This window comes from Rhodomicrobium sp. R_RK_3 (assembly GCF_002198715.1).
Classification (GTDB): Bacteria; Pseudomonadota; Alphaproteobacteria; order Rhizobiales; family Rhodomicrobiaceae; genus R-RK-3.
Map to the genome: position 1 here is coordinate 115,792 of NZ_MWLK01000032.1, position 25,302 is coordinate 141,093.

Below are 25,302 nucleotides of genomic sequence, written 5' to 3' on the forward strand. Positions count from 1 at the left end.
CTGAGCCGCTCCGTGATCGCCCGAATAGATGATTTGACAAACTACGGGTAGACCGTAGGATGATGATCCAAGCCCAATTCGAATGGGACGCCACCAAGACCGCCGAAAAGCTCGCCAAGCACGGCATCGGGTTTGAGACGGCCAGCGTGATTGTCCGTGACCCGTTCGCAGTCGAGTTCTGCGATGATCGGCCTGATTACGGCGAAGACCGCTATGTTATCAGCGGCCTGGTCGAACAGCGCTGCCTGTGCGTCGCCTATGCGCTTCGCGGTGAAGCGATCCGCTAGGGGAGCCGAACCTCGTGAGCAACGGCGATATGATGAAGAAAACCGCTGAGCGCGCGCGCGCATCCAAAGCCGATTGGGAGCGCTTCGACGCCATGACGGATGCCGAGCGGCGGATTGCGGCCGAGAGCGATCCCGATGCCCAGCCCCTCACGGATGCCGATTTCGCGCGGCTGAAGCGGACGCCGCCGGCGCGGATCATCCGGCGCGCTCTCGGGCTGAGCCAGGAGGAATTTGCCGCCAGATTTCATATTCCGATCGGCACCTTACGCGATTGGGAGCAAGGCCGCTCGGAGCCGGATCAGGCGGCCCGCGCCTATCTGACCGTCATTGCGCGCGCGCCGGACGCGGTCAGCAAGGCTCTGAAGCCGCTTGCGTGACGATCGAACATTCGCCTCAACCGCAGCCACAGGAGACCCCTCCCATATGGATGTAACGCAACTGGCCTTCAACACCGAAACCATGCTGGCAGGTCTGAGGCGTTGGGTTGAGAGCGAGAGCCCGACTTACGACGCGGCGGCCGTCAGCCGGATGGTCGGGGTGGCCGCCGCCGACCTGTGGGACATGGGCGCGCTGGTCGAGCCGCTGCCTGCCCCGCCCGGTCTCGGAGCCTGCGCGCGGGCGGCCTTTCCGCATCCGCGCGCCGGTGAGCCGGGCATCCTCATCATGGCGCATCTCGATACGGTGCACCCTATCGGCACGCTGGGCAGGCTGCCCTTCCGGCTGGATGGCGGGCGCTGCTACGGCCCTGGCATTCTCGATATGAAGGGCGGCGGCTTCATCGCGCTGCAGGCGGTGCACGCGCTCGCCAATGCGGGTGCCGCGACGCCCTTGCCGGTGCATGTACTGCTCACCTGCGACGAGGAAATCGGCAGTCCAGGCACGCGCGAGCTGATCCTGGCCGAGGCCAGCCGCCACAAAAATGTGCTGGTGCCCGAGCCGGCGAGCCAGGGCCACGGCGTCACCACCGGGCGCTACGCCATCGCGCGGTTCAAGCTGACGGCGACAGGCCGCGCCAGCCATGCGGGCGCGAGGCTCAAGGACGGGCGCTCGGCGATCCGGGAAATGGCGAAGCAGATCCTCGCCATCGAGGCGATGACCGGCGAGGATTGCACCTTCAGCGTCGGCGTCGTGCATGGCGGGCAGTGGGTGAATTGCGTCGCCACGGAATGCCGCGCCGAGGTGCTGAGCATGGCCAAGCGCCAGTCCGATCTCGACGCCGGCATCGAGCGGATGCTGGCGCTGAGCCATGGCGATGCGGACGGCGTCGGCTTTCAGGTCGAGCTGAGCGTGGTGCGCCCGGTCTGGGAGGCGGACGCGGCGACCATGCGGCTCTACGAGACGGCGCGGACGGTCGCGGCCTCGCTGGGGCTGGACTTGCCGCATGGCAGCTCGGGCGGCGGCTCAGACGGGAACTTCACCGGCGCGGCGGGCATTCCGACGCTCGATGGCCTCGGCCTGCGCGGTTCGGGCTATCATACGCTGAATGAGCATATCGAGGTGGCGAGCCTCGCCGAGCGCGGGCGGCTGATGGCGGGGCTGTTGCTGGCGCTGGAGTAGGCAGGGGGGGAATAATGCATTGCCTCGTCGTCCCGGACGCCGCGAAGCGGCGAGCCGGGACCCAATGGCCGACCCGCGCTCACTGCGGCAAGAGGAGATGCGAGTAGGCCCCGGCTCTCCGGCCGGGGCGACGAGTTTGGGGCGCCGCTAATAGAGCGAGGTGGGGATGCGCTCCCAGGGGATGAGGTGGTACGTGGCTATTGCGTAGACGGCGCCGAAGATGACGATGGAGAGCGCCGTCGCGCCGAGAGCTTTTCGCAGGATGTGATGCGTGACGGGGGCGCTGTCCGCCGTGCCGGGTTCGATGGCGCCGGCATCGGCCTGAGTGTGCACGCCGATGGGCAGCACGATGAAGAATGCCAGCCACCAGCAGATGAAATAGATGCCGAGCGCGATGGGCAGGCTCATTTGGGTCTCCGGCCTGCCCGCGGCAGGGTGCTAGGTCTTGCGCGAGGTGAGAGGAAAGCCCCCCTCACCCACCCGCCTGCGGCGGGAGCCCTCTCCCCGCAAGGGGTGAGGGCGAAGAACGAGACGCCGCTTTCTTTTGCCCTCTCCCCTCGAGGGAGAGGGCGGGCGCGAAGCGACCGGGTGAGGGGGAGATGCCGGACACTGCGTGTCGATCATCCCGCAACTGCCGGTTCAGTTAGACGTGAACCTTTCCGCAATTGGCGAAAGCGGGGAGCAAATCTTCAGAAATCGAACCTTGCTCCGGCCTCACCCCTCGCGGCGTACTGGATCCCCCGCTTTCGCGGGAACTGCGCTGAGAGAACCCGGGCGATCCGATCCTCTCCGTCTAAGCCTGCTCCAATTCCACCAGCGTGCCGCAGAAATCCTTCGGGTGCAGGAACAGCACCGGCTTGCCGTGCGCCCCGATCTTCGGAGTGCCGTCGCCGAGGATACGGGCGCCTTTCTCGACCAGCGAGCGCGCCGCCGCGCCTATGTCGTCCACCTCATAGCAGATATGGTGGATGCCGCCATTCGGATTGCGTTCCAGAAACTTCGCGATCGGCGACTCCGCGCCGAGCGGCTCCAGCAATTCGATCTTGGTATTCGGCAGCTCGATGAAAACCGTCGTTACGCCGTGATCCGGCTGCGGCACCGCATCGGACAGGACAGCGCCCAGCATGTCCCGGTAAGTCGCGCTGGCGGCGGTCAGGTCGGGCACGGCGATGGCGACATGGTTCAAACGTCCGATCATGGCGGCCACCTCCCGGTCGTCAGTCTCTAGCCGATTAAACTACAGAAACCATGACGCTGCATATCGGCTTCTTGCCCCAGGCATTGTTGATGGCGGCGCGCACCGACTTGCGCACGGCCTCGCCGACCAGCTCCGGGCTTTTCCGCCGCGCCCGCGGAATGCTCTGAATGGCCCCGAAGGCGGCCTTGATGGCGATCTCCTCGAAACTATCGCCGCCGGAATCGAGCTTGGGCACGCCCGACATCGACACTTGCGGCTCCGCCGCCATCTCGCCGGCCGCCGTCATCGTCACGGCGACCACGACGCTGCCGACAAAGCTCAGCTTGCGGCGCTGGCGGATGGAGTCCTCGTCGCCCGGAATGAGGATGCCGCCGTCGCGATAGATGCGGCCGACCGGCGCGTCATCGACGATCTCGGGCTCGCCGGGCAGCAGGCGCAGCATATTGCCGTTGCGCATCTGGCTGACGGCGGCGATGCCGCGCTCGCGGGCGAAGGTCACATGCGCCTCGAGATGACGGGACTCGCCATGCACGGGGACGACGGCTTTCGGGCGCAGCCAGTCATAGAGCTGGCCGACCTCGCCCCGGCGCGGATGGCCTGAGGTGTGGATCGGGCCGCCGGCCCATTCCGTCATCACCTCGACGCCCATGTCGGCGAGCTTGTTCTGGATGCGGATGATGCCGCTTTCATTGCCGGGAATGGCCCTTGCGGAAAAGATCACCAGATCGCCGCGGCTCAGCGTTACCTGCGGATGCTGGTTCTCGGCGACGCGGGCGAGCGCGGCGCGCGGCTCGCCCTGGCTGCCGGTCAAAAGGGCGACGACATTTTCCGGCGGCAGATGGCCGTAATCTTCCTCGTTCAGCGTCTTGACGCTCTCGGGCCACAGCCCGGTCTCGCGCGCCAGATCGACGATGCGGTGCATGGAGCGGCCGACCAGCACCAGATGGCGGTCGGCGGCTTCGGCGGCGTGGGCGATGTTCAAGAGCCGCGCGACGCTCGAGGCAAAGCTGGTGATCGCCACCCGGCCGCGCGCACGCTTGATGATCTGCGCCAGCGACAGCGCCACGTCCTTTTCGGACGCGGTGACGCCGTCGCTCAGAATGTTGGTGCTGTCGCTAACGACGACATCGACGCCCTCGTCGCCGAGCAGCCTCAGCTTCTTCTCGTCGGTCGGCGCGCCGAGGCCCGGATGGAGGTCGATCTTCCAATCGGCGGTGTGCAGCACGGTGCCGAGTTCGGTGCGGATGGCGACCGCGCTGGTCTCGGGGATGGAATGCGCCATGGTGACGAGATCGACGTCGAACGGGCCGATATTCAGCCGTCCGCCGAGCGGAATTTCATGCAGCGGCACGTCGTTGCGCCAGGGCGTCTCGTGCAGCTTCTCCTTCAGCATCGCCATGGTGAACTTGGTGCCGTAGACCGGCGCGCCGAGCCGCGGCCACATCTCGGCGACGGCGCCAAAATGGTCCTCATGGGCGTGGGTGATCAGGATGCCGACGAGATTGTTGCGCTCCTCCTCGATGAAACGCAGGTCGGGCAGCACGAGATCGACGCCCGGCTCGCGGTCGTCGGGGAAGGTGACGCCGAGATCGACCATCAGCCATTTGCGCCGCCGGGGCGTGCCGAGTCCGTAAAGATAGACGTTCATGCCGATCTCGCCCACCCCGCCAAGGGGGAGGAGGACCAGCTCGTTCTCATTGCCGCGCGCCGCCATTCAAGCCTCGATTCCAATGGCGACATCGCCCGCCGTGATGCGTTTCTCCTCGCCGCTGGCCAGTGCCAGCCGCAGCGCGCCGGCTTCGTCGATGCCGAGAAAGCTGCCTGTCAGCCGCGTGCCGCCGAGATTGACCGAGATCGGTCCGCCGAGCGGCTTGGCGCGTTCGAGCCAGGCCTCGCGGATTTCGTGAAAATTCTGGCCGTCGCGCCAGCGGGCGATCCACTCCGCCGTGGTCCAGGCGAGCGCCGCGAAGGTCTGCGCCGGGGTGGCGTCGATGCCGGCCGCCGCCAGCGAGGCGACCGCGCGGCCGAGATTGCCGGGCGCCTCGGCCAGGTTCAGGCCGGTGCCGATGACGATGGCCGCCGCGTCTGTCGCGGGGCTGGCGGCGCTCTCCAGCAGGATGCCGCCGAGCTTGCCGCCGTCCAAGAGGATGTCGTTCGGCCATTTCAGCCGCAGCGCGGGGCGCAGGCCGGAGCCCGCCGCGACCGCGCCGATAGCATCATAGGCGGCGACGCCCGCCAGCAGCGAAAGCTGCAAGGCGGTGACCAGCGGCACGCGCGGCCGGATCAGGAGGCTGGCGTAGAGATTGCCCTCGGGCGATGTCCAGCCCCGCCCGGAGCGCCCGCGCCCCGCGCCCTGCGCGCCGGCCCAGATCCAGACGCCGCCCGGATCGCCCTGCCCCGCCTGCCGCAGCGCTTCGGCATTGGTGCTATCGATCGTCTCATGGAAGACCAGCCTGTAGCCGGTCGGCAGATCGATGCCACCATGCGCCATGGCCCTGGCGCCCTAGAACAGCGACCTGGCGGCTGCCTCGGCGGCGGTCACCAGGAGATTGATGGGGATGAACAGGAACAGCGTGATGACGCCGGTGACGGCGAGCACGAAGCGCAGCTTGCCCGGCATCGGCTCGAAATTGGCGGCCGGTTCCTGGAAGTACATCTTCGAGATGATGGCGAGGTAATAGAAGGTGCTCACCACCGAAGTCAGCACGCCGAGCACGGCCAGCCAGAACAGCCCGGCCTGGATCGCGGCGGTGAAGACGAAATATTTGGCGAAGAAGCCGGCGAGCGGCGGAATGCCCGCCATCGAGAACAGCAGCATGGCCAGCATGAAGGCCAGCATCGGCTGGTGGCGCGACAGGCCGGACAGTTCTGCGATGTCCTCGACATGGCCGCCCTTGCGGCGCATGGCCAGGATGCAGGCGAAGGTGCCGAGCGTCATCACCACATAGATGGCGAGATAGATCATCACGCCCTTGACGCCTTCGGGCGTGCCCGCCGCGATGCCGACCAGCGCGTAGCCGACATGGCCGATCGAGGAATAGGCCATTAGGCGCTTGATGTTGGTCTGGCCGATGGCGGCGAAGGCGCCGAGCAGCATCGAGCCGACCGAGACCGCGATGACGATCTGCTTCCAGTCGGTGGCGACCGCCGGGAAGGCGTCCTCGACCAGCCGGATCAGCATGGCGAAGGCGGCGACCTTCGGCGCGGCGGCGAGGAAGGCGGTGACCGGCGTCGGCGCGCCCTGATAGACGTCCGGCGTCCACATATGGAAGGGCACGGCGGAGAGCTTGAAGGCGACGCCGCAGAGGATGAAGACGAGCCCGAAGACGAGGCCGATATTGCTGCCGGAGGTTTGCAGCACCGAGGCGATGCCGGCGAAGCTCATCGTGCCGGTGAAGCCGTAGACCAGCGAGCAGCCATAGAGCAGCAGCCCCGAGGACAGCGCGCCGAGCACGAAATATTTCAGCCCGGCTTCCGCCGAGAGCACGGAGTCGCGGCGGAAGGCGCAGAGGACATAGAGCGCGAGGCTTTGCAGCTCCAGCGCCATGTAGAGCGAGATCAGGTTGTTCGCCGAGGCCATCAGCATCATGCCGACGGTCGAGAGCAGCGCGATCACCGGGAATTCGAATTTCAGGATCTTGGCATCGCGCAGATAGTCGAAGGAGAGGATCAGCGCGAAGCCGGAGCCGCCGAGGATCAGGAGCTTCATGAAGCGGGCGAAATCATCGACGATGACGGCGCCGTCGAAAAGCTGCACCGCGCCGGGCGCCTGCATGAGCACCAGCGCGCCTGTGGCGGCGAGGATGAGGACGGCCAGCCAGCCGGGGACTTCGCTCTCCCGGTCGCCGCCGAAGACGCCGTACATGAGCAGCGCCATCGCGGCGAGGGCGAGGAAGATTTCCGGGAAGATCGGCGCGTAGATTGCGAGGGCCGGCGGCATTATTTCTCCTCCGCGGCGGCGAGCTGGGGCGGCATCGCGGCCGCCAGATCCTGCTTATAGTCCGCGATCAGCTTGTCGACCGCAACGGCGGTCACGTCCATTACCGGCTTGGGATAGATGCCGAAAAGCAGCGTCAGCAACACGAGCGGCGCCAAGACGGCGATCTCGCGCGCATCGAGATCGAGGATGCCGGCAAGGCTCGGCTTGTCCAGCTTGCCGAAGATCACCCGGCGATAAAGCCAGAGCGCATAGACTGCCGACAGGATCACGCCGCTGGTCGCGAACAGCGCCACCCAGGTGTTGATGCGGAACGCGCCCGTCAGCGAGAGGAACTCGCCGATGAAGCCGCTGGTGCCTGGCAGGCCGACATTGGCCATGGTGAACACCATGAAGCAGGCGGCATAGAGCGGCATCCGGTCGGCAAGGCCGCCATAGGCGGAAATCTCGCGCGTGTGCATGCGGTCGTAGATGACGCCGACGCAGAGGAACAGAGCCGCCGAGACGATGCCGTGGCTGAGCATCTGGAAGATGCCGCCCTGCACGCCCTGCGCCGTCAGCGTGAAGACGCCGAGCGTGACGAAGCCCATATGGGCGACGGAGGAATAGGCGATCAGCTTCTTGATGTCTTCCTGCGCGAAGGCGACCATCGACGTGTAGATGATGGCGACGACGCTCAGCACATAGACGAGCGGCGCGAGGTCCGCCGAGGCGAGCGGGAACATCGGGATCGAGAAGCGCAGGAAGCCGTAGCCGCCCATTTTCAGCAGCACACCGGCCAGGATGACGGAGCCGGCGGTCGGGGCTTCAACATGGGCGTCCGGCAGCCAGGTGTGAACCGGCCACATCGGCATCTTCACCGCGAAGGAGGCAAAGAACGCGACCCACAGCCAGGTCTGCATCTTCGGCGGGAAGTCGAAGGCGAGCAGCGTCGGGATGTCGGTGGTGCCAGCCTGCCAGTACATCGCCATGATGGCGAGCAGCATCAAGACCGAGCCGAGCAGCGTGTAGAGGAAGAATTTAAACGAGGCGTAGACGCGCCGCTTGCCGCCCCAGACGCCGATGATCAGGAACATCGGGATCAGGCCGCCTTCGAAGAACAGGTAGAACACGATCAGGTCCAGCGCGCAGAAGACGCCAATCATCAGCGTCTCCAGCACCAGGAAGGCGATCATATATTCCTTCACCCGGCTCTCGACCGACTGCCAGCTCGCCAGGATGCAGAGCGGCATCAGGAAGGTGGTCAGGATCACGAACAGCATCGAAATGCCGTCGACGCCGAGGTGGTAGGTGATGGTGCCGCCGATCCAGTCGCGCTTTTCGACGAACTGGAAGGCCGCCGTGGAGGCGTCGAAATCGCGCCAGATCAGCAGCGAAACGACGAAGGTGACGATGGTCGTCCACAGCGCGATATAGCGGGCGTTGCGGATGGCGGCGCCGTCATCGCCGCGCAGCACGAGGATGAAGAACGCGCCCACCAGGGGCAGGAAAATGATGGTCGAAAGGATCGGCCAGCCGGTCATGGGACTAATAGCCTTTCCAGAACTGCGCCCAGTAGACATAGGCGAAATAGGACACGATCAGCGCGATCCCGATCAGCATCACGAAAGCGTAGTGATAGACGAAGCCGGTTTGCAGCCGCACGACGCGATTGGTCACATCGATGACGCGGGCGGAGATGCCGTCCGGGCCGAGCCCGTCGATGATGCGGCCATCGCCGATCTTCCAGAGCTGGCGGGAGAGCCAGATATAGGGGCGGACGAAGATCAGGTCGTAGAGCTCGTCGATATACCACTTATTATAGAGGAAGGCGTGGATCGGCTTGAACGTCTTGATCAGAACCGCCGGGGTTGAGGGCACCGCGATATAGGAGAACCAGGCAACGACGAAGCCGGCGACCATCATCACGGTCGGGCTCCACACCACCCAGGCCGGGCTGTGATGCGCGTGTTCCAGAATGTGGTTGTCGGGGCCGGTGAACAGCGCGCCGCGCCAGAAATGGGCATAATCCTCGCCGACGAAATAATCCTTGCCGAGATAGCCCGCGAACAGCGCGCCCGCCGCCAAGACGAACAGCGGCACCAGCATCACCCAGGGCGATTCATGCGGGTGGACATGGTGCTCGTCATAGCGGGGCTTGCCGAAGAAGGCCATGAAGATCAGCCGCCAGGAATAGGCGCTGGTCAGGAAGGCCGCCGCCAACAGCAGCCAGAACGCCCAATTGGCGACTTCGGTCTCCCGCGCATAGGCAACCTCGATGATGGTGTCCTTGGAGAAATAGCCCGCCGTGAACGGGAAGCCCGTCAGCGCCAGCGTGCCGATCACCATCAGCGCGAAGGTCAGCGGGATGCTTTTGCGAAGCCCGCCCATATTGCGCAAATCCTGCTCGTCATGCAGCGCGTGGATCACCGAGCCGGCGCCGAGGAACAGCAGCGCCTTGAAGAAGGCGTGGGTGAAGAGGTGGAACATGCCGGCCGAATAGGCGCCGACGCCCATGGCGACGAACATGTAGCCGAGCTGCGAGCAGGTCGAATAGGCGATGACGCGCTTGATGTCGTTCTGGGCGATGCCGACCGTTGCGGCAAAGATCGCGGTCAGCGCGCCGATGCCGGTGACGACTTGCAGCGCGACCGGGGCGAGTTCGAACAGCGGCGACAGTCGCGCCACCATGAACACGCCCGCCGTCACCATGGTGGCGGCGTGGATCAGGGCGGAGACCGGGGTCGGGCCTTCCATGGCGTCGGGCAGCCAGGTGTGCAGCAGGAACTGCGCCGACTTGCCCATCGCGCCGACGAAAAGCAGCAGGCACAGCGTGGTCAGCGTGTCGAGCTGATAGCCGAGGAACTCCATGGTCTTGCCGACATGGTCGGGCGCGGAGGCAAAGATCGCATCGAACGAGATCGTGCCGAAGACCGTGAAGACGCCGAAAATGCCGAGCGCAAAGCCGAAATCGCCGACGCGGTTGACCACGAAGGCCTTGATCGCCGCCGCGTTGGCGGAGGGCTTGTGATACCAGAAGCCGATCAGCAGGTATGAAGCGAGGCCCACGCCCTCCCAGCCCATGAAGAGCTGGAGGAGATTGTCGGCGGTCACCAGCATCAGCATAGCGAAGGTGAACAGCGACAAATAGGCGAAGAAGCGCGGCTGGCTGTCGTCATGCGACATGTAGCCGATGGAGTAGATGTGGACGAGCGCCGAGACGGTGTTCACGACGACCAGCATCACCGCGGTCAGCGTGTCGATGCGCAGCGACCAGTTGGCTTGCAACTCGCCCGAGCGGACCCATTCCATGATCGGGATGCGGGCATCCTCGCCCGACAGGCCGACACGGTAGAAGGCAACCCAGGACAGGACAGCGCCGGTGGTCAGCAGCGCGCTGGTTATCAGCCCGGCCGGCCTGGCGCCAAGCCAGCGGCCGAACAGCCCGGCAATGAGCGCTCCGATCAGCGGCAGGAAAACGATCGCCGAATACATGCGGCCGCTAGCCTTTCATCAGATTGATGTCGTCGACCGCGATCGAGCCGCGATTGCGGTAATAGACGACGACGATGGCGAGCCCGATGGCCGCTTCCGCCGCCGCGACCGTGAGGATCAGCAGGGCGAAAATCTGGCCGGTGAGGTCGCCGAGGAAGGAGGAGAAGGCGACGAGATTGATGTTGACGGCGAGCAGCATCAGCTCGACCGACATCAGGATGACGATGACGTTCTTGCGGTTGAGAAAGATGCCGAAGACGCCGATCGTGAACAGGATGGCGGCAAGGCTCAGATAATGCGGCAGTCCGATTTCCATTGTTGCCTTCCGTCGCCGCTAGAGCGTCATCACTTTTTGCTTTCGAAATCCCCGCGCTGGCGGGGATCCAGTAATCACAAACTCGAAATTGGCGCTCTGCCCAACCTCGTATGCTGCGGCGTACTGGGTCCCCGCCTTCGCGGGGATTTCGTCTGAGGGTGGCATTGAACTCATCAATCCGCCTATATGCCCCGGCCGGTTTCGACCTTCTTGATCTCGATCGCGGTGCGGTCGCGCGCGACCTGATCGCCGATATTCTGGCGCTTCACGCCCTCGCGGTGACGCAGGGTTAGGACGATGGCGCCGATCATCGCGACGAGCAGCACGAGGCCCGACAACTCGAAGAAATAGACGTAGCGCGTATAGAGCACGCGGCCGATGGCCTCGGCATTGGTGACATCGCCCGGGATGCGCTCGCCAATCCGGAGCGCGCTCTCGGGCGCAATCGTCCAGGCGCTGACGACGAGCAGCAGCTCGGCCAGGAGGATTGCGCCGATCAGGCCGCCGACCGGCAGGTATTTCGCGTAGCCCGCGCGCAGCTCGGCGAAATCGACGTCGAGCATCATGACGACGAACAGGAACAGCACCGCCACGGCCCCGACATAGACGATCACCAGGATCATGGCGATGAACTCGGCGCCGAGCAGCACGAACAGACCCGCCGCGTTGAAGAACGCCAGGATCAGGAACAGCACGGCATGCACCGGATTGCGCACGGTGATGACCATGATCGCCGACGCAATGGTGACGACGGCGAAGATGTAGAAAAATGCGGTCGCGATGGACATGCTTTGCGTCTTACCTGCTTGCTGGCCGCCGCTCAAGCCCTTGAGCGGCGTGACACGTCATCATCATCTGCGCGGGCGGTCTGGCGCTGTTATTTCGCTTATCGCGCGCTACGTCAAACGCCGCGTCGCGATGGCGGCCGGAATGCTGCCGGGTTAACGGCCCGGCCCGCTCAGTTCAAGAATTTTATCGGCGCCCAAACCCTCCCGCCGCCGCCCCTCAGCGCGGCCTGTGGAAGATCCGGCCCCAGCGGATCGAGGTCGTCCCCGCCTCGTCATGCGAATAGAAGATCACCGAGGCGCGGCCGACAAGGTTTTCGTAAGGTATCAGGCCGACCTGGGCAAGTCTGGAATCGGTGGAATTGTCGCGATTGTCGCCCATCACGAAATAATGCCCGGCCGGGACTTTAAAAATCTCGGTATTGTCGAGCGGCGCGGTGTTCGACAATTCGAAGATCTCGTAGGACGCGCCGCCCGGCAGGGTCTCCCGGTAGCGCGTCAACGTGGCGTCCAGCTCATCGGGCGCGGCGGGGTGTTCGACGCGCTGGCGCGGCACCGGGCGGCCATTGAGCTGCAAGACGCCCTCCTTCATCGCGATCTCGTCGCCGGGGAGGCCGATCACCCGCTTGACGTAATCGACGCTGGTGTCGCGCGGCAGCCGGAAGATGACGATGTCGCCGCGCTTGGGGATGGCGCCCCAGATCCGGCCGGTGATCGGCACATGGAACGGGAAGGAGAACGGCCCGTAGCCATAGGCGAATTTGTTGGCGAAGAAATAATCGCCGACCAGCATCGTCGGCGCCATCGACAGGCTCGGGATGTTGAAGGGCTGGAAGCCGAGGCAGCGGAAGATGAACACCGTCAGGAACAGCAGCAGGATGAAGCAGACATTGACGATGCTTTTGATGATGCCGAATTCCTGCACCGCGCCGGTCATCCGCACCAGCAGGAACAGGCTCCAGACATTCAGCGCGCCGTCCAGCACCAGGATCTCCGGCCGCTGCCCGAATTCGAGCACGCGGTGCGCGTCGAAACTGAAGGCGGCCAATATGGCGAGGCTGAGCAGCAGCGACACCAGGAGCGGCACCTGCGACCAGGCAATCGCCATCCGCAATTCGCGCTGCGACGCCTTGCCGCCGAGCAGCCGCCCCGGCCAGGCCATGATCGCGGAATAGACGTAGACGCTGAGAATGCCGAGCAGCGGACCGGCTACGCCGACCAGCAGCAGCAGGGCCGGCAGCGAAATGCGGGCCGGGTTGAAGCTGCCGGTCGATTCGACCAGCGCATCGCCGACGCCGTAGACGCCGACCACCGCCGCCAGCAGCAGCACGACCGCCGTTCGCGGCTGGCGCACGATGCGCCGGATGGTGGCCTGTGGGTGGAGCCACAGCGTCAGCCACGGGCTGCGCGCCGACGCTACCGTGGCCCCAGAATGCTCAACCATATGCTGTCCCCGCCCCTTTCACGATACCGCCGGCGCTCAGCGGTAGGGCGCATCCAGCTCGAGATTCTTCGCCAGAAGCCGCTCCCAGCGGTCGCCATTGGCGAGCAGCTTTTCCTTGTCGTAGAGCAGCTCTTCGCGGGTCTCGGTGGCGAATTCGAAATTCGGCCCCTCGACGATGGCATCGACCGGACAGGCTTCCTGGCAATAGCCGCAATAGATGCATTTCACCATGTCGATGTCGTAGCGCGTGGTGCGCCGCGTGCCGTCATTGCGGCGAGGGCCGGCCTCGATGGTGATGGCCTGGGCGGGGCAGATCGCCTCGCACAGCTTGCAGGCGATGCAGCGCTCGGCCCCGTTCGGATAGCGGCGCAGCGCGTGCTCACCGCGAAAGCGCGGCGACAGCGGGCCCTTCTCGAAGGGATAGTTCACGGTCGCCTTGGGGCGGAAGAAATATTTCATGCCGAGCCAGAAGGCCGAGAAGAACTCGGCCAGCATGGCGGATTTGATCGATTGCGCAATTCGGGCCATTTTCGGCTTCCTGTCAGGGCGCGAGTTGGAAGATCTGCAGAACGCCCGCCACGATCACGACCATGGCCAGCGAGATCGGCAGGAAGACTTTCCAGCCCAGACGCATCAACTGGTCATAGCGGTAGCGCGGAACGATCGCCTTCACCATCGCGAACATGAAAAAGGCAAAGCAAACTTTTAACAGAAACCAGATCACCCCCGGCACCCAGGTGAAGGGCGCATAGTTCACCGGAGGCAGCCAGCCGCCGAGAAACAGCACGGTCATCAGGGCGCACATGGTGGTGATGGCCACATATTCGCCGAGCATGAACAGCAGATAGGGCGTCGAGGAATATTCGACCATGAAGCCGGCGACGAGCTCCGATTCGGCCTCAGGCAGGTCGAACGGCGGCCGGTTGGTCTCCGCCAGCGCCGAGACGAAGAAGATCACGAACATCGGGAACAGCGGCAGCCAGTACCAGCCGAGCGCGCCGTAAGCGGTGTCCTGCGCCTTGACGATCTCGCTGATGTTCAGCGAGCCGGCGCAGAGCAGCACGGTGATGATGACGAAGCCGATGGAGACCTCGTAGGAGACCATCTGCGCCGCCGAGCGCAGCGCGCCCAGGAACGGATATTTCGAGTTCGACGCCCAGCCGCCCATGATGACGCCGTAGACGCCGAGCGAGGAGATGGCGAAGATATAGAGGATGCCGACATTGATATTGGCGACCACCCAGCCGTCGTCGAGCGGGATCACCGCCCAGGCCGACAGCGCCAGCACGGCGGTCACGATGGGCGCCATCAGGAAGACGGTCTTGTCCGCGCCCGCCGGGATCACCGGCTCCTTCAGCACGAATTTCAAAAGGTCGGCGAAGCTTTGCAGCAGGCCGTAGGCGCCGACGACATTGGGGCCGCGCCGCATCTGCACTGCCGCCCAAATCTTGCGGTCGGCCAGCAGCAGATAGGCGACGACGAGCAGCACCGAGACCAGGAGGCCCAGGCTCTGCACCAAAATGATGGTCAGCGGGAAGCCGTATGAATTCCAGAACTCAACCATCGGTGCCGGTCGCTCCGTGATCGTCCTCGCGCGCCAGAGCGGAGAGTTCGCTCATGATGCTGGATGCCCGCGCGATGGGGTTGGTCTGATAGAAATCCTCAATGACCGCGCCGAAGGGGCGATCCTCGAAGGTGGTCTTGCCCGAGGCCAGCGCCGCGACATCGGCGATGTTACCGCGCGCGATGTCGTCCGAGGCGGCGAAATGCGGGTGCTCGGCATACAGCCTGGCGCGCAATTCGGCGAGGCTGTCGAAAGGCAGCTTGTGGCCCAGCCGCTCCGACAGGGCGCGGATGATGGTCCAATCCTCGCGCGCATCCCCCGGCGGGAAGACGGCGCGCTGCGCCATCTGCACCCGGCCCTCGGTGTTGACATAGGTGCCGTTTTTCTCGGTGTAGGCGGCGCCGGGCAGGATGATGTCGGCAAAGCGCGCTCCGCGATCGCCGTGGCTGCCCTGGTAGATGACGAAGGCATCGCCCGTCGCGCTCATGTCGAGTTCGTCGGCGCCGAGCAGATAGAGCAGCTCGATGTCGCCGTCGCGCGCGCCTTCCAGCATGGCGTCGAGCGCCAGCCCGCCCTCTTGCGGCACGAATCCGAGGTCGAGGCCGCCGACCCGGGCCGCCGCATCATGCAGGATGTTGAAGCCGTTCCAGCCCTCTTCCTCGCGCAGCATGCCGAGGTTCTTGGCCGCCTGCGCCGCGAGCGCGATGATCGCCGCGTTGTCCGGTCGCGCCAATGCGCCTTGACCGAGAATCAGCATCGGGCGCTTGGCGGCCTTCAGGACGTCGGCGAAAGGATGCTTGCCCGCCGCCACATCGGCGAGCGTCTGCGGGCCGGCGCCCAGATAGTCGTAATCATAGGTAAGGTCGCCCGGCTCGCCGATCAGCCCGATCTTCAGCCGGCCGCTGCGCCAGCCCTTCAGGATGCGCGAATTCAAAACCGCGGCCTCGCGGCGCGGATTGCTGCCGATCAGCAGCAGCGCGTCTGCCTCTTCCAGCCCGGCGATGGTGGAATTGAACAGATAGGTCGAGCGGCCCTTGGCGGGATCGAAGCTGGTGCCGTCCTGGCGGCTGTCCAGATGCGGCGAGCCGATCGCGGTGAACAGCGACTTCAGCGCGAACATCTCCTCGACCGCGACCAGATCGCCCGCGATGGCGCCGATCTTCGAGGGCCCCGCCGCCTCGAAGCGGTCGGCGATCTCGGCAAAGGCCTCGGCCCAGCTCGCCTCGCGCAGCTTGCCCTCGCGGCGGACATAGGGGCGGTCGAGCCGTCCCCGGCGCAGGCCGTCCCAGACGAAGCGGGCCTTGTCGGAAATCCACTCCTCGTTCACGCCGTCATGGTTGCGCGGCAGGATGCGCAGGATCTCGCGCCCGCGCGCGTCGAGCCGGATGTTCGAGCCGAGCCCGTCCATGACGTCGATCGATTCCGTCTTGCGCAGCTCCCAGGGACGCGCCTTGAACGCATAGGGCTTGGAGGTCAGCGCGCCGACCGGGCAGAGGTCGATGACATTGCCCGACAGCTCGGAGGTCATGCCGCGCTCGAGATAGGTGGTGATCTCCATGTCCTCGCCGCGCCCGATGGCGCCGAGCTCGGAGACGCCGGCGACCTCGGTCATGAAGCGGACGCAGCGCGTGCACTGGATACAGCGCGTCATGATGGTCTTGATCAGCGGGCCGATATTCTTGTCCTCGACGGCGCGCTTGTTCTCCTTGAAGCGCGAGCCGTCGGTGCCGTAGCCCATGGCCTGGTCCTGCAGGTCGCATTCGCCGCCCTGGTCGCAGATCGGACAGTCGAGCGGATGGTTGATGAGCAGGAACTCCATCACGCCTTCGCGCGCCTTCTTGACCACGGCGCTGTCGGTGCGCACCTGGGGCGGCGAGCCGTCGCGGCCGGGGCGCATGTCGTTGACCGCCATGTGGCAGGAGGCGACGGGCTTGGGCATCCCCACCACTTCGACGAGGCACATGCGGCAGTTGCCGGCGATCGACAGGCGCTCGTGATAGCAGAAGCGCGGGATTTCCTCGCCGGCCAGTTCGCACGCCTGCAACAGGTTGAGACCGTCCTCAACCTCGATGGGCTTGTCGTTGATGATCAGTTTTGGCATGGGCCGCTTATCTCTCAGATGCCAGTCCCCTGGCAACAGCTTGTATGTCGGGAATGATCGTCGGGCAATACCGGCGGAAGGACGCACCGTCCTTATTTGGCCGGGCCGTGCGGCGCTGGTCACGGGCGGGGCGCTACCCTGGGCTTTCTACACCATTTCGCGCAGTTCCGCCGAGGAAACGCGAGCGGCAACGCGGGCCCGGACCGCGTCGCCTCGGCCTTCGAACTCCTATCGTCCTCAGTCCCGCGCGACGAGGCGCAGGATCGTTCCCAGAATCGCCGCCGCAGCGCCGGCCCAGAGCACCGCCGGTTCATAGGGCGGCACCGCGAAGAGCAGCCCGTCCCGCGCGGGGCAAGTTCCCGGCAGATAAAGACAGTCGATCGCCGCCGCCGAGCGGTAGATATACAGCCACCAGAGCCAAGCCGCGGCCAGCAGCACAAGTCCCAGCGCCGTGAAAAAACGTCCAATTCTGCCCATGCTCCCACACTCCCCATCGAAAGACGCGCATTCGCCACCGCCGGACCTTGGTGCGCCCTTGGCAGCCGCACCAAATCCTCCCAACGGACAATGTGTTTCCTATGATTTTAAACCACTTCCGCCCGTTCGCAACCCTGGCTGTGGCGCGTGGGCCACGGCGCCCGATCCCAGCGTGATTCGCGCCACAGTCGGGCACGGACGCCTCAAAATCGGGCGGTCAAAGTCGCTTGGCCCAGCTTTTCGAAATCCCGCGAAAGCGGGTATCCAGTACGCCGCAGCGTAAATGGTTGGGCAGAAAACCAATTCAAGGTTGTGAATACTGGATCCCCGCCTTCGCGGGATGACGTCTGGGAGTGGATCGGGCGCAAGCCGAGCAGGTGGCGCCGGCAGTTCGGACTCTACTCCGCCGCGATCACCCTCGGGCCGCGCACAGGGGCCTTGCGCTCTTCCAGCCGTTCCTCGATGACATGGCGGAAATGCCGGATCAAACCCTGGATCGGCCAGGCGGCCGCATCGCCGAGGGCGCAGATGGTGTGGCCTTCGATCTGCTTGGAGACGTCGAGCAGCATGTCGATCTCGCGCGGCGCGGCCTCGCCCTTGACCATGCGCTCCAGCACGCGCCACATCCAGCCGGTGCCCTCGCGGCAGGGCGTGCACTGGCCGCAGCTCTCATGCTTGTAGAAATAGGCGATGCGGGCGATGGCCTTGATGATGTCGGTGGACTTGTCCATGACGATGACCGCCGCCGTGCCGAGGCCCGACTGCACGTCGCGCAGCGAGTCGAAATCCATCAGCAGATCCTGGCACATCGCGGCGGGCACGCAGGGCACCGAGGAGCCGCCGGGGATGACGGCCAGCAGATTGTCCCAGCCGCCGCGCACGCCGCCGGCATGCTTGTCGATCAGCTCGCGCAGCGGGATGCCCATTTCCTCTTCGACATTGCACGGCTCATTCACATGGCCGGAGATGCAGAAGAGCTTGGTTCCGGTATTGTTCGGCCGCCCGAGCGAGGCGAACCAGGGCGCGCCGCGCCGCAGAATATCGGGCACGACGGCGATGGATTCGACATTGTTGACGGTGGTCGGCGCGCCCCACAGGCCCGCATTGGCCGGGAATGGCGGTTTTAGGCGCGGCTGGCCCTTCTTGCCCTCGAGGCTTTCCAGCAGCGCGGTTTCCTCGCCGCAAATATAGGCGCCGGCGCCGTGCACCAGATAGACGTCGAAATCCCAGCCGTGGATGTTGCCCTTGCCGATCAGCTTGGCCTCGTAGGCCTCGTCGATGGCGGCCTGAAGGCGCTCGCGCTCGCGGATATATTCGCCGCGAATGTAGATGTAGCAGGCATGGGCGCGCATCGAAAAGCCGGCATAGAGGCAGCCCTCGATCAGGAGCTGCGGATCGTGCCGCATGATCTCGCGGTCCTTGCAGGTGCCCGGCTCGGACTCATCCGCATTGACGACGAGATAGGAGGGCCGCACGTCGTTCTTCGGCATGAACGACCATTTGAGGCCAGTCGGGAAGCCCGCGCCGCCACGTCCGCGCAGGCCCGACGCCTTCACTTCCTCGATGATCCAGTCCTGGCCTTTTTCGATAAAAGCCTTGGTGCCGTCCCAGGCGCCGCGCTTCTGCGCCGCTTTCAGCCGCCAGTCGAGCTGACCGTAGAGGTTCTTGAAGATGCGGTCCTTGTCGGTGAGCATGTCAGCGATCCGTATTGAGCGTACGCAGCCCGCTGGCGGGCGCGGAGAATTGGCGGTTGATCTGCGGACCCGGCTTGACCGCGACACCGGCCTTCAGCTTCTGCAGCAGGCTGGTGAAGATGTCCGGCGTCAGATCCTCGAAATAATCCTTGTTGATCTGCACCATCGGCGCGTTCACGCAGGCGCCCAGGCACTCGACTTCCATCCAGGAGAACAGCCCGTCGGCGGTGACTTTCTTTTCCGGCCCGATCATCTTCTGGCAGATCGCGCGCAGCTCTTCGGAGCCGCGCAGCATGCAAGGCGTCGTGCCGCAAAGCTGGATGAAATATTTGCCGACCGGCGACAGGTTGAACATGGTGTAGAAGGTCGCGATCTCGTACACCCTTATATAGGGCATGCCGAGCATCTCCGCCACGGCGCGGATCGCCGGTTCCGGCAGCCAGCCATCATGCTGTTCCTGGGCGCGCCACAGCAGCGGGATGACCGCCGCCGCCTGCCGGCCTTCGGGATATTTGGCGATCTGCTGCTGCGCCCATTTCAGGTTCTGGGCGTTGAATTCGAAACTCGCTGGCTGCTCGGGATCGAGACGGCGGACGGACATGGACCCACATTCCATTGCTATCGCGCTCGGGCTTGCTGCCTTCGCGCCGCATTCATCTGACTAGATGCGGAGACCGGACGAGCGCTCCGATTGCCGCAACCTCTTATCATCCCTCCCCCGCGTCAACTGGAAAGAAGGCCGTTCGCACCCACTCCGGCCTCCGGCGTCGGGATGCCCGGTGTTCGCCCGTCTTGCCGTATCCTCGCCGCTTCGTCCCCTCTCCCAGGGGAGAGGGACAGGGTGAGGGGTTCAGGCGTCGGTTATCTTGGTTCCGCTGATCAGCAGCGACTCTCTTATTCGCTCCAAAACGCCCGCTTCATTCGCCAGCACATCATTATTCCAAAACCGCAGCACACTGAAACCCGCCCCTTCCAGAAAGGCCGTCCGGGCCTCGTCGCTTCGGCTTTCCGCATGTTGGCCGCCGTCGAGTTCCAGGATCAACCTCGCATCATCACAAAGGAAATCCACGATGAAGCGATCAATCGGCACCTGTCGGGCAAATCTCGCACCGCAAAGCCGCCTGTTACGCAGCTTGGCCCAAAGCGCGCGCTCGGCATCAGTCTGGTCCCGGCGCAAGCGTCGGGCGGTCTTCGTTCCGAGGCGCACCAACCCCTCACCCAAACCCTCTCCCCAAGGGAGAGGGCTTCTTTGCGACAGCTCATCACTCAGCTTCGCTCAGGCCCGGCTTGCGGCAAGTGCGTAAAACTACCGATCGATCTCGCCGAACACGATGTCGAGCGAACCGAGGATGGCGGAGACGTCGGCGAGCATGTGGCCGCGATTCATGAAATCCATCGCCGCCAGATGCGGGTAGCCGGGAGCGCGGATCTTGCAGCGATAGGGCTTGTTGGTGCCGTCGGCGACGAGATAGACGCCGAATTCGCCCTTGGGCGCCTCCACGGCGGCGTAGACCTCGCCCTCGGGGACGTGGAAGCCCTCGGTGTAGAGCTTGAAATGGTGGATCAGCGCTTCCATCGAGCGTTTCATCTCGGCGCGGCGCGGCGGCGTGACCTTGTTGTTCGGGGCGAGCACCGGGCCGGGGCCTTCGGCATTCAGCCGCTCGATGCACTGCTTCATGATATGCACCGACTGGCGCATCTCTTCCATGCGGATCAGATAGCGGTCGAAACAGTCGCCGTTCTTGCCGACCGGGATGTCGAAATCCAGCTCGGCATAGCACTCATAAGGCTGGCTCTTGCGCAGGTCCCAGGCGCCGCCGGAGCCGCGCACCATGACGCCGGAAAAGCCCCAGGCAAGGCAGTCCTTCAGCGCGACGACGCCGATATCGACATTGCGCTGCTTGAAGATGCGGTTGTCGGTGAGCAGGCTGTCGATGTCGGCGAGCACCACCGGGAAAGTCTCGCACCACGCGGCAATGTCGTCGATCAGCGCTTGCGGCAGGTCCTGGTGGACGCCGCCGGGTCGGAAATAATTGGCGTGCAGGCGCGAGCCCGAGGCGCGCTCGTAGAACACCATCAGCTTTTCGCGCTCCTCAAAACCCCAGAGCGGCGGGGTGAGCGCGCCGACGTCGAGCGCCTGCGTGGTGACGTTGAGCAGATGGTTGAGGATGCGGCCGATTTCGCAATAGAGCACGCGGATGAGCTGGCCGCGCCGGGGCACCTCGATCTCGAGCAGTTTTTCGATGGCGAGGCAGAAGGCGTGCTCCTGATTCATCGGCGCGACGTAATCGAGCCGGTCGAAATAGGGGATCGCCTGGAGATAGGTCTTGTATTCGATCAGCTTTTCGGTGCCGCGATGCAAAAGGCCGATATGAGGATCGACGCGCTCGACGACTTCGCCGTCCAGTTCCAGCACGAGGCGCAGAACGCCATGCGCCGCCGGATGCTGCGGCCCGAAATTGATGGTGAAATTGCGCAATTCGACGCCGGTATCGGCCGGCGCCCCTTGCGTCTCCTCGATCACCACGGGCTTTTCGGCGGTATCCACCGCGCTTCCGTCAGCCATTATCACTACCCATCACCCACGCACTTAGCATTATAGTGCGCGGACCTTTTCTTTTTTAAGAGAACTATCGTCAATGCAAAAAACGATAGAGCTGCAATTGCGAGATTGATAACGCTCGCCGCGAAATCCATCACCCGGCCGCCTTCGCCTGCTTTTCCGCGATCTTGGCGTCGAACTTGTCCCGGTTGACGATGAACCGCGCGTGATAGCCCTCGCCGATCATCTCGACGCCGTCATGCGCCATCACCTGGAACCATACCCGCCGCCCGTCGACCTCGGTCACTTCGGCCTCGACCGTCACCGTGAAACCCGCCGGGGTCGCCGCATCATGCGAGACATCGACATGCACGCCGACGCTCCCCTCGCCCTCATCGAGGTGCGGGGCGAGCGCGTGCATGCAGGTCAGCTCCATCAGCGCGACCATGAAGCCGGTGGCGAACACCGCCGGCATGTCCTGCATCTCGGGCGAATCGCTAAACAGATGCGGCACGGTCTTCTCGACCGGCACGACATAGGAGTAGCGCGCCTTGATGCCAGGCTGCAGCGTGGATTTCATCTCTTGGCCTGGTCCTCGTCGAACTCGTCGTCGTCCCACTCGCGGTCTTCCGGGCCGACATAATTGTCCTCGACATCACCGGCCGTCACCGGCTTGCCGATCACGGTCTGGATCATGGCGGCGATGGCGGCCGTCGATTTGCCTGCTTCCTGCAGCATCTCGATCTCGTCGCTGGCCATCGCGATCACGTCGGCAAGGTCGAACGTCTCTTCCTTGGCGCCGGCGGCCTCGCGGAGCGCCTTCTGCACGGCAAGGGCTTCGGCCAATGTAAAAATCGCCTCGGTCGTCATTCTGGGCGTCTCCCTCAAGCGCTAGGAGTTGGAAGCTTTTTCATCGCCGGGAAGGTTGTATTCGGCGCCTTCCCAGGGGCTGAGAAAATCGAAATTGCGGAATTCCTGCGGCAGTTTCACGGGCTCGTAGATGACCCGCTTCTGCTCTTCGCTATAGCGCACTTCAACGAAGCCGGTCAGCGGGAAATCCTTGCGCAAAGGATGCCCCTGGAAGCCATAGTCGGTGAGGATGCGGCGCAGGTCGGGATGACCGGAAAACAGGATGCCGTAGAGGTCGAACGCCTCGCGCTCATACCAGTTGGCGGCCGGATAGATGGAGACGGCGCTCGGCACCGGCATGGAATCGTCGGTCTGCAATTTGAGCCGGATGCGGTGATTGAGCTGCGGGCTGAGCAGATGATAGACGACATCGAAGCGCAAGGGGCGGCCGGGATAATCGACGCCGCAAATGTCCATGAGCTGGGTGAACAGGCAGCGCGGATCGTCGCGCAGATAGCGCAGGACATTGGCGATCTGGTCGCGCGCGACGCTCAGCGTCAGCTCGCCATGCGCGATATGCCAGCTCTCGATGGCCTGGCTGTGAGCCTGCGCCAGCGCGGCGCCGAGTTCCTTGAGCTTTTCTTCCATCTATTCGTAACTCTCTCTCAAGCCCAGCCTTCTGCCTGCGAACCAGTAAGCCAATAACAAAGCCAAGTTCAAAAAGCCAAAAACAGCGAACAAACCCAATGCGGCAATGCCATGAAGCGGACCATAGACGAGACGCTCAAAACTATCCCAGGTACAGCCTATCCAACATGACCATAAAGCAGCCCAAACAAGTGCAAATAGGAACACAACCCCAAATATTGAAGAAACGACAAGACCCAGAGTCAGCATTACGTCATATTTATACAGGAAGAAGTAATAAGCGGAACCCATCCAAACCGCCGCGAGTGCTCCCATCTTGAAGAGCTCCGAGCTGGCCCCGTCGGACACGGTCGACAGGAACGGCAGGGTCAACAACGCGGCTGTGAAATGATGGCACACCGTATAGGCGGACCTTGCCATTACTTCCCCCCATGGCAAACTTACCGCTCGATCGTACCCGTCCGCCTGATCTTCTTCTGCAGCAGCATGACGCCGTAAACCAAAGCTTCGGCGCTCGGCGGGCAGCCGGGCACATAGATGTCGACGGGCACCACCCGGTCGCAGCCGCGCACCACCGAATAGGAATAGTGGTAATAGCCGCCGCCATTGGCGCAGGAGCCCATCGAGATCACGTAGCGCGGCTCGGCCATCTGGTCGTAGACCTTGCGGATCGCGGGCGCCATCTTGTTGCACAGCGTGCCGGCGACGATCATCACATCGGACTGGCGGGGGCTGGCGCGCGGCGCGAAGCCGAAGCGCTCCAGGTCATAGCGCGGCATCGAGGCCTGGATCATTTCCACGGCGCAGCAGGCCAAGCCGAAGGTCATCCACATCAACGACCCGGTGCGCGCCCATTGGATCAAATCGTCGGCCGAAGTGACGAGGAAGCCGCGATCGGCCAGCTCGCCCGTGACGTCGGCGAAGAACGGATCGTTGCGCGGCGCGCCGGCGCCTGCCACCGGAGCAATCGGACGACCGCCCGCATCGCGCAAGGGTCCGCCTGCCTCTTTCGGGTTCGTGATCAATCCCATTCGAGCGCACCTTTCCGCCACTCATAGACAAAGCCGATGGTCAGCACGCCGAGGAAGCCCATCATCGACCAGAAGCCGAACAAACCCGCCTCCTTGAACGAAATCGCCCAGGGGAAAAGGAAGGCGACTTCCAGATCGAAAATGATGAACAGGATCGACACCAGATAGAAGCGGATGTCGAATTTCATCCGCGCATCGTCGAAGGCGGGAAAGCCGCATTCATAGGCGGAGACCTTTTCCGAATCCGGATGGTTCGGCGCGATCAGGAACGGCGCGGCCAGGAGGGCCAGGCCGATGAACATCGCCACGCCGAAAAAGATCACCAAGGGCAGATAGTCCGCGAGAAGGAGATTCATGGTCCACCGCGTTCCAGCCGAGCGTTCCCGCACCTTCGCGGCCGCAACCGGCTTCAAATCTCATTGGCTAGGGCTTAACCGAGAGCGCCTGGAGGCGCAAGTGCCGCTTTCGCCTTTCCTGAAGGCGAAGATAGACCCGCCGGCCCGATTATCCAATGCGCCATAACGCGCGGGCGTCGGCGGGCGCGGCGAGGTTGACATGCAGCGCCTTCAGCATCGCGGCCGTGGCGCCGATCAGCTCGGCATTGCTTTGGGCGACTTCACCGCTGGCGAGGTAGAAATTGTTCTCGAAACCCGCCCGCACATGGCCGCCGAGCAGCGCGGCAAGCGCGGCGCAGCGCCCTTCATTCGGCCCGAAGGCGCAGACCATCCAATCGCGGAAGGGCAGCGTCTCGACGCCGAGAAAGCCGAGCAGGTCGACGGGATTGCTGCGCTGGTCGGCGCTGTAGCGGCCGAGCACGAACAGCACCGAGAGCGCCGAGGCATCGACGTCGCCCTGCCGCGCCCAAGCCAGCAGCCGGTTCAGGTCCGCCCGGTCATAGAGGATGATTTGCGGCGCGATGCGCTCCTTGCGCATCCATCCAAGCAGCGCCGCGAATTCGGCGGCGTCGCACTCCTCCGGCGCGATTTCCCGCAAGGCGAGCGACACGGCTTCCGGGCGCACGGCTTTCAGCGCCTCGATTTGCGCCTCGCGGCCGAAAATGCCGCCGGATTCGGTCGTCATCTGCAGCACCATTTCGGGGCCGACAATGGGACGCAGCTTATCGAACAGTTCCGCATAGGCATCCGCGTCCAGGCTGTGGCGGCCGTCGCGGTCGCGCACATGCAGATGCAGCACGCTGGCGCCCGCGTCGCGCCATTCGGCGGCCTCGCGGAGAATCTCGTCGCGGGTCAGGGGGATGGCCGGATGGTCGGCCTTGCCGCGCCGGCTGCCATTCGGCGCCACGGCAAGGATGGTCCTGGCTTGTTCTTGCTTCTCGTTCGTGCCGCTCATTCCACCCGCCTTTGTTGTGCTTTCGGCAAGCTTACGGGCGTTGTCAGG

At 64.3% G+C, this 25,302-nt stretch carries 28 protein-coding genes; 3 read left to right on the forward strand and 25 right to left on the reverse strand.

Features of this window, described 5'->3' with window-relative positions; all coding sequences use genetic code 11:
* Positions 1 to 59: 59 nt before the first annotated feature.
* The 3 genes from BLEFHOIH_RS19115 (at position 60) to BLEFHOIH_RS19125 (ending at position 1,844) form a co-directional block, all read left to right on the forward strand.
* Positions 60 to 287 (forward strand): BrnT family toxin, encoded by a 228-nt coding sequence (locus BLEFHOIH_RS19115; protein ID WP_245297092.1) that lies wholly within the window; start codon positions 60 to 62, stop codon positions 285 to 287.
* Positions 288 to 379: 92 nt separating this feature from the next.
* Positions 380 to 664, forward strand: coding sequence for a helix-turn-helix domain-containing protein (locus BLEFHOIH_RS19120; protein WP_088347706.1), 285 nt, complete (start codon positions 380 to 382; stop codon positions 662 to 664).
* A gap of 46 nt (positions 665 to 710) precedes the next feature.
* The gene (locus BLEFHOIH_RS19125; RefSeq protein WP_088347626.1) at positions 711 to 1,844 is read left to right on the forward strand and encodes a M20/M25/M40 family metallo-hydrolase; all 1,134 of its coding nucleotides are present in this window, start codon (positions 711 to 713) and stop codon (positions 1,842 to 1,844) included.
* A gap of 147 nt (positions 1,845 to 1,991) precedes the next feature.
* Here the strand turns inward: BLEFHOIH_RS19125 and BLEFHOIH_RS19130 are convergent, their stop codons facing one another.
* The 25 genes from BLEFHOIH_RS19130 to BLEFHOIH_RS19250 form a co-directional block, all read right to left on the reverse strand.
* A complete protein-coding gene (locus BLEFHOIH_RS19130) occupies positions 1,992 to 2,252 on the reverse strand; it encodes a DUF1467 family protein (protein ID WP_088347627.1) in 261 nt (86 codons plus the stop codon).
* A 385-nt stretch (positions 2,253 to 2,637) separates the two neighbouring features.
* Positions 2,638 to 3,042, reverse strand: a complete 405-nt coding sequence (gene mce / locus BLEFHOIH_RS19135; RefSeq protein ID WP_088347707.1) for a methylmalonyl-CoA epimerase — start codon at positions 3,040 to 3,042, stop codon at positions 2,638 to 2,640.
* Positions 3,043 to 3,076: 34 nt separating this feature from the next.
* A complete protein-coding gene (locus BLEFHOIH_RS19140; RefSeq protein ID WP_088347628.1) occupies positions 3,077 to 4,756 on the reverse strand; it encodes a ribonuclease J in 1,680 nt (559 codons plus the stop codon).
* Positions 4,757 to 5,533, reverse strand: a complete 777-nt coding sequence (locus BLEFHOIH_RS19145) for a biotin--[acetyl-CoA-carboxylase] ligase (RefSeq protein WP_088347629.1) — start codon at positions 5,531 to 5,533, stop codon at positions 4,757 to 4,759.
* 12 nt (positions 5,534 to 5,545) lie between these two features.
* On the reverse strand, positions 5,546 to 6,982 hold the full coding sequence (gene nuoN, locus BLEFHOIH_RS19150) for an NADH-quinone oxidoreductase subunit NuoN (protein WP_088347630.1): 1,437 nt from the start codon (positions 6,980 to 6,982) through the stop codon (positions 5,546 to 5,548).
* Complete coding sequence (locus BLEFHOIH_RS19155; protein ID WP_088347631.1) at positions 6,982 to 8,502, reverse strand: NADH-quinone oxidoreductase subunit M; 1,521 nt, start codon at positions 8,500 to 8,502, stop codon at positions 6,982 to 6,984. Before BLEFHOIH_RS19155 ends, nuoN begins: the two co-directional genes overlap by 1 nt.
* Before the next feature lie 4 nt (positions 8,503 to 8,506).
* Complete coding sequence (gene nuoL, locus BLEFHOIH_RS19160; RefSeq protein WP_088347632.1) at positions 8,507 to 10,453, reverse strand: NADH-quinone oxidoreductase subunit L; 1,947 nt, start codon at positions 10,451 to 10,453, stop codon at positions 8,507 to 8,509.
* Between the two features lie 7 nt (positions 10,454 to 10,460).
* Entirely contained in the window at positions 10,461 to 10,769 is a 309-nt protein-coding gene (gene nuoK, locus BLEFHOIH_RS19165) for an NADH-quinone oxidoreductase subunit NuoK (RefSeq protein ID WP_088347633.1), read from the reverse strand.
* A 182-nt stretch (positions 10,770 to 10,951) separates the two neighbouring features.
* Positions 10,952 to 11,557, reverse strand: coding sequence for an NADH-quinone oxidoreductase subunit J (locus BLEFHOIH_RS19170; RefSeq protein ID WP_088347634.1), 606 nt, complete (start codon positions 11,555 to 11,557; stop codon positions 10,952 to 10,954).
* Between the two features lie 217 nt (positions 11,558 to 11,774).
* Positions 11,775 to 12,998, reverse strand: a complete 1,224-nt coding sequence (gene lepB / locus BLEFHOIH_RS19175; protein WP_088347635.1) for a signal peptidase I — start codon at positions 12,996 to 12,998, stop codon at positions 11,775 to 11,777.
* Positions 12,999 to 13,034: 36 nt separating this feature from the next.
* Positions 13,035 to 13,526 carry an NADH-quinone oxidoreductase subunit NuoI gene (gene nuoI / locus BLEFHOIH_RS19180; protein WP_088347636.1) on the reverse strand — a complete coding sequence of 164 codons (492 nt, stop codon included), beginning with the start codon at positions 13,524 to 13,526 and terminating at the stop codon, positions 13,035 to 13,037.
* A gap of 13 nt (positions 13,527 to 13,539) precedes the next feature.
* The gene (gene nuoH, locus BLEFHOIH_RS19185) at positions 13,540 to 14,562 is read right to left on the reverse strand and encodes an NADH-quinone oxidoreductase subunit NuoH (RefSeq protein WP_088347637.1); all 1,023 of its coding nucleotides are present in this window, start codon (positions 14,560 to 14,562) and stop codon (positions 13,540 to 13,542) included.
* Positions 14,555 to 16,663, reverse strand: a complete 2,109-nt coding sequence (gene nuoG / locus BLEFHOIH_RS19190; RefSeq protein ID WP_088347638.1) for an NADH-quinone oxidoreductase subunit NuoG — start codon at positions 16,661 to 16,663, stop codon at positions 14,555 to 14,557. The genes nuoH and nuoG overlap by 8 nt, the downstream gene beginning before the upstream one ends.
* Positions 16,664 to 16,900: 237 nt before the next feature.
* Positions 16,901 to 17,140 carry a hypothetical protein gene (locus tag BLEFHOIH_RS19195; RefSeq protein ID WP_088347639.1) on the reverse strand — a complete coding sequence of 80 codons (240 nt, stop codon included), beginning with the start codon at positions 17,138 to 17,140 and terminating at the stop codon, positions 16,901 to 16,903.
* A gap of 398 nt (positions 17,141 to 17,538) precedes the next feature.
* Entirely contained in the window at positions 17,539 to 18,834 is a 1,296-nt protein-coding gene (gene nuoF, locus BLEFHOIH_RS19200) for an NADH-quinone oxidoreductase subunit NuoF (protein WP_088347640.1), read from the reverse strand.
* A gap of 1 nt (position 18,835) precedes the next feature.
* Positions 18,836 to 19,435: an NADH-quinone oxidoreductase subunit NuoE gene (gene nuoE / locus BLEFHOIH_RS19205; RefSeq protein WP_088347641.1), complete on the reverse strand. Its 600-nt coding sequence runs from the start codon at positions 19,433 to 19,435 to the stop codon at positions 18,836 to 18,838.
* A 249-nt stretch (positions 19,436 to 19,684) separates the two neighbouring features.
* Complete coding sequence (locus BLEFHOIH_RS19210) at positions 19,685 to 20,056, reverse strand: DUF559 domain-containing protein (protein ID WP_245297093.1); 372 nt, start codon at positions 20,054 to 20,056, stop codon at positions 19,685 to 19,687.
* A gap of 84 nt (positions 20,057 to 20,140) precedes the next feature.
* A complete protein-coding gene (locus BLEFHOIH_RS19215; protein ID WP_088347642.1) occupies positions 20,141 to 21,400 on the reverse strand; it encodes an NADH-quinone oxidoreductase subunit D in 1,260 nt (419 codons plus the stop codon).
* 130 nt (positions 21,401 to 21,530) lie between these two features.
* A complete protein-coding gene (locus BLEFHOIH_RS19220; RefSeq protein ID WP_088347643.1) occupies positions 21,531 to 21,956 on the reverse strand; it encodes a thioesterase family protein in 426 nt (141 codons plus the stop codon).
* Positions 21,953 to 22,246: a hypothetical protein gene (locus tag BLEFHOIH_RS19225; RefSeq protein ID WP_088347644.1), complete on the reverse strand. Its 294-nt coding sequence runs from the start codon at positions 22,244 to 22,246 to the stop codon at positions 21,953 to 21,955. The genes BLEFHOIH_RS19220 and BLEFHOIH_RS19225 overlap by 4 nt, the downstream gene beginning before the upstream one ends.
* A gap of 21 nt (positions 22,247 to 22,267) precedes the next feature.
* Positions 22,268 to 22,873 (reverse strand): NADH-quinone oxidoreductase subunit C, encoded by a 606-nt coding sequence (locus tag BLEFHOIH_RS19230; RefSeq protein ID WP_088347645.1) that lies wholly within the window; start codon positions 22,871 to 22,873, stop codon positions 22,268 to 22,270.
* On the reverse strand, positions 22,874 to 23,293 hold the full coding sequence (locus BLEFHOIH_RS19235) for a hypothetical protein (protein WP_125461798.1): 420 nt from the start codon (positions 23,291 to 23,293) through the stop codon (positions 22,874 to 22,876).
* Positions 23,294 to 23,313: 20 nt separating this feature from the next.
* Complete coding sequence (locus tag BLEFHOIH_RS19240; protein WP_088347647.1) at positions 23,314 to 23,904, reverse strand: NADH-quinone oxidoreductase subunit B; 591 nt, start codon at positions 23,902 to 23,904, stop codon at positions 23,314 to 23,316.
* The gene (locus tag BLEFHOIH_RS19245) at positions 23,895 to 24,260 is read right to left on the reverse strand and encodes an NADH-quinone oxidoreductase subunit A (protein ID WP_088347648.1); all 366 of its coding nucleotides are present in this window, start codon (positions 24,258 to 24,260) and stop codon (positions 23,895 to 23,897) included. Before BLEFHOIH_RS19245 ends, BLEFHOIH_RS19240 begins: the two co-directional genes overlap by 10 nt.
* A 148-nt stretch (positions 24,261 to 24,408) precedes the next feature.
* The gene (locus BLEFHOIH_RS19250) at positions 24,409 to 25,254 is read right to left on the reverse strand and encodes a 3-keto-5-aminohexanoate cleavage protein (protein WP_088347649.1); all 846 of its coding nucleotides are present in this window, start codon (positions 25,252 to 25,254) and stop codon (positions 24,409 to 24,411) included.
* Positions 25,255 to 25,302 lie beyond the last annotated feature (48 nt).

Bases quoted from the DNA above. Each gene is read 5' to 3' on its own strand.
- BLEFHOIH_RS19115 (WP_245297092.1), top strand. From the start codon at position 60: ATGATGATCCAAGCCCAATTCGAATGGGACGCCACCAAGACCGCCGAA.
- BLEFHOIH_RS19120 (WP_088347706.1), top strand. From the start codon at position 380: ATGACGGATGCCGAGCGGCGGATTGCGGCCGAGAGCGATCCCGATGCC.
- BLEFHOIH_RS19125 (WP_088347626.1), top strand. From the start codon at position 711: ATGGATGTAACGCAACTGGCCTTCAACACCGAAACCATGCTGGCAGGT.
- BLEFHOIH_RS19130 (WP_088347627.1), bottom strand. From the start codon at position 2,252: ATGAGCCTGCCCATCGCGCTCGGCATCTATTTCATCTGCTGGTGGCTG.
- mce (WP_088347707.1), bottom strand. From the start codon at position 3,042: ATGATCGGACGTTTGAACCATGTCGCCATCGCCGTGCCCGACCTGACC.
- BLEFHOIH_RS19140 (WP_088347628.1), bottom strand. From the start codon at position 4,756: ATGGCGGCGCGCGGCAATGAGAACGAGCTGGTCCTCCTCCCCCTTGGC.
- BLEFHOIH_RS19145 (WP_088347629.1), bottom strand. From the start codon at position 5,533: ATGGCGCATGGTGGCATCGATCTGCCGACCGGCTACAGGCTGGTCTTC.
- nuoN (WP_088347630.1), bottom strand. From the start codon at position 6,982: ATGCCGCCGGCCCTCGCAATCTACGCGCCGATCTTCCCGGAAATCTTC.
- BLEFHOIH_RS19155 (WP_088347631.1), bottom strand. From the start codon at position 8,502: ATGACCGGCTGGCCGATCCTTTCGACCATCATTTTCCTGCCCCTGGTG.
- nuoL (WP_088347632.1), bottom strand. From the start codon at position 10,453: ATGTATTCGGCGATCGTTTTCCTGCCGCTGATCGGAGCGCTCATTGCC.
- nuoK (WP_088347633.1), bottom strand. From the start codon at position 10,769: ATGGAAATCGGACTGCCGCATTATCTGAGCCTTGCCGCCATCCTGTTC.
- BLEFHOIH_RS19170 (WP_088347634.1), bottom strand. From the start codon at position 11,557: ATGTCCATCGCGACCGCATTTTTCTACATCTTCGCCGTCGTCACCATT.
- lepB (WP_088347635.1), bottom strand. From the start codon at position 12,998: ATGGTTGAGCATTCTGGGGCCACGGTAGCGTCGGCGCGCAGCCCGTGG.
- nuoI (WP_088347636.1), bottom strand. From the start codon at position 13,526: ATGGCCCGAATTGCGCAATCGATCAAATCCGCCATGCTGGCCGAGTTC.
- nuoH (WP_088347637.1), bottom strand. From the start codon at position 14,562: ATGGTTGAGTTCTGGAATTCATACGGCTTCCCGCTGACCATCATTTTG.
- nuoG (WP_088347638.1), bottom strand. From the start codon at position 16,663: ATGCCAAAACTGATCATCAACGACAAGCCCATCGAGGTTGAGGACGGT.
- BLEFHOIH_RS19195 (WP_088347639.1), bottom strand. From the start codon at position 17,140: ATGGGCAGAATTGGACGTTTTTTCACGGCGCTGGGACTTGTGCTGCTG.
- nuoF (WP_088347640.1), bottom strand. From the start codon at position 18,834: ATGCTCACCGACAAGGACCGCATCTTCAAGAACCTCTACGGTCAGCTC.
- nuoE (WP_088347641.1), bottom strand. From the start codon at position 19,435: ATGTCCGTCCGCCGTCTCGATCCCGAGCAGCCAGCGAGTTTCGAATTC.
- BLEFHOIH_RS19215 (WP_088347642.1), bottom strand. From the start codon at position 21,400: ATGGCTGACGGAAGCGCGGTGGATACCGCCGAAAAGCCCGTGGTGATC.
- BLEFHOIH_RS19220 (WP_088347643.1), bottom strand. From the start codon at position 21,956: ATGAAATCCACGCTGCAGCCTGGCATCAAGGCGCGCTACTCCTATGTC.
- BLEFHOIH_RS19225 (WP_088347644.1), bottom strand. From the start codon at position 22,246: ATGACGACCGAGGCGATTTTTACATTGGCCGAAGCCCTTGCCGTGCAG.
- BLEFHOIH_RS19230 (WP_088347645.1), bottom strand. From the start codon at position 22,873: ATGGAAGAAAAGCTCAAGGAACTCGGCGCCGCGCTGGCGCAGGCTCAC.
- BLEFHOIH_RS19235 (WP_125461798.1), bottom strand. From the start codon at position 23,293: ATGGCAAGGTCCGCCTATACGGTGTGCCATCATTTCACAGCCGCGTTG.
- BLEFHOIH_RS19240 (WP_088347647.1), bottom strand. From the start codon at position 23,904: ATGGGATTGATCACGAACCCGAAAGAGGCAGGCGGACCCTTGCGCGAT.
- BLEFHOIH_RS19245 (WP_088347648.1), bottom strand. From the start codon at position 24,260: ATGAATCTCCTTCTCGCGGACTATCTGCCCTTGGTGATCTTTTTCGGC.
- BLEFHOIH_RS19250 (WP_088347649.1), bottom strand. From the start codon at position 25,254: ATGAGCGGCACGAACGAGAAGCAAGAACAAGCCAGGACCATCCTTGCC.